The sequence below is a fragment of the Bacillus sp. 05T31 genome (assembly GCF_056396725.1).
Window position 1 is genome coordinate 1 of sequence record NZ_JBFTMA010000935.1, and the last position, 1,319, is coordinate 1,319.

Here is a 1,319-nt window from a genome sequence, read left to right on the forward strand (position 1 = left end):
CTATTATACATCCAAATACATTCTTGCTATTTAATCTTTTCGTTTCTTTAGCACTTTGTGGACTTGGATATTTCATTGTAATTGCTATGTTATTTTTAACGAAGCTAGCAAAGAATGGATTTGTTCGTTATTTAAAGTTCAATATAGCAATAGTAAAAGGTGGTTTTAAGCATGATAAATAAAAAGAATCTTTCCATTATTGCAGGTATTATTTTCATTATYGGGATTRTRGGAAGTCTAYTCACTTWTCGTTCAATTGCYRCAGTACCAATTTCAGAAGAAAAGGTCATWAACAATAATAATGTGTCAAGCGTCATTATCGATACGAATAATGTTCGTGTTAACACCTATCCTACAACAGATAGTAACATTAAAATAACATTAGATGGGGAAGTTAATCCTAACATAAAACGAACGTTGATTACGGATGATAAAGATTCGACGCTTCTTATTTCATACAAAGAAAAACAACCGAGATGGTTTAACTTCGACATTTCCGAAGTATTGGCCCCATTAACATTAAATGTTTATCTGCCTGAAAAGCAATATGATTCATTAAAAGTTTCCAATAATAATGGCTACGTTTCTGCCAAAAAACTAAACGTAACATATTTTAATATCAATACAAGCAATGGGCGTGTTGAATTAAGAGAGATCAATTCACAAAAAGTTATTGCGGAAGCAAACAATGGAATTATGGACTTTAAAGATATAAAAGCACAAAATGTTCATGTAAAATCGAACAATGGAAAAATTATGCTAGAGCATGTTGAAGGTGAAATAGAGGGGCAATCTAAGAATGGAAGTCTTACTCTTAAAACAAATGAACTTGATCGAAATCTCAATTTTACGACTCACAATGGAAAAATCAATATTGAAACTGAAAAAGAACCAACTAATGTTCAATTCAATGTCTCTGTCGACAATGGCAGAGCGAATATCTTGGATAAATATAATGGGAATGCGGTTATTGGAAAGGGAGAAAATCTAATTAAATTAAACACACATAACGGAAATATTTCAGTGGAAAAGCATGGGAACTAAAGTAGCATATTACCCTTGAAAATTTCCGCTCATCACATATAAAGAGCATGCAAAACAATAATAAATAAGCAAAATAGCCGACTCCTTTTTTTCAACATGTAGGTAGTCGGTTATTTTATGTCCAAAATTCGTTTTAACGTCTTGTTTTCGACGACTCAATCCATTCTCTGAAAATCTCAAATGTATTCTGTTTTCAAATAATGGAAGTTTTTTCGTACGAAAAAGTGATACTTTTATCTTATATGCTTAAAGGAGGGTTGAATTTCTGCATAGGC

1 protein-coding gene and 1 pseudogene are annotated in these 1,319 nt (G+C 31.6%); both read left to right on the forward strand.

What is annotated here, in order from left to right; translation table 11 throughout:
- Positions 1–182, forward strand: a pseudogene (locus AC1DJR_RS30055) (hypothetical protein); the annotation flags it as partial.
- Positions 172–1,044: a DUF4097 family beta strand repeat-containing protein gene (locus AC1DJR_RS30060; protein WP_477004265.1), complete on the forward strand. Its 873-nt coding sequence runs from the start codon at positions 172–174 to the stop codon at positions 1,042–1,044. The pseudogene AC1DJR_RS30055 and the gene AC1DJR_RS30060, both read left to right, overlap by 11 nt.
- The last annotated feature ends 275 nt before the right edge of the window (positions 1,045–1,319 follow it).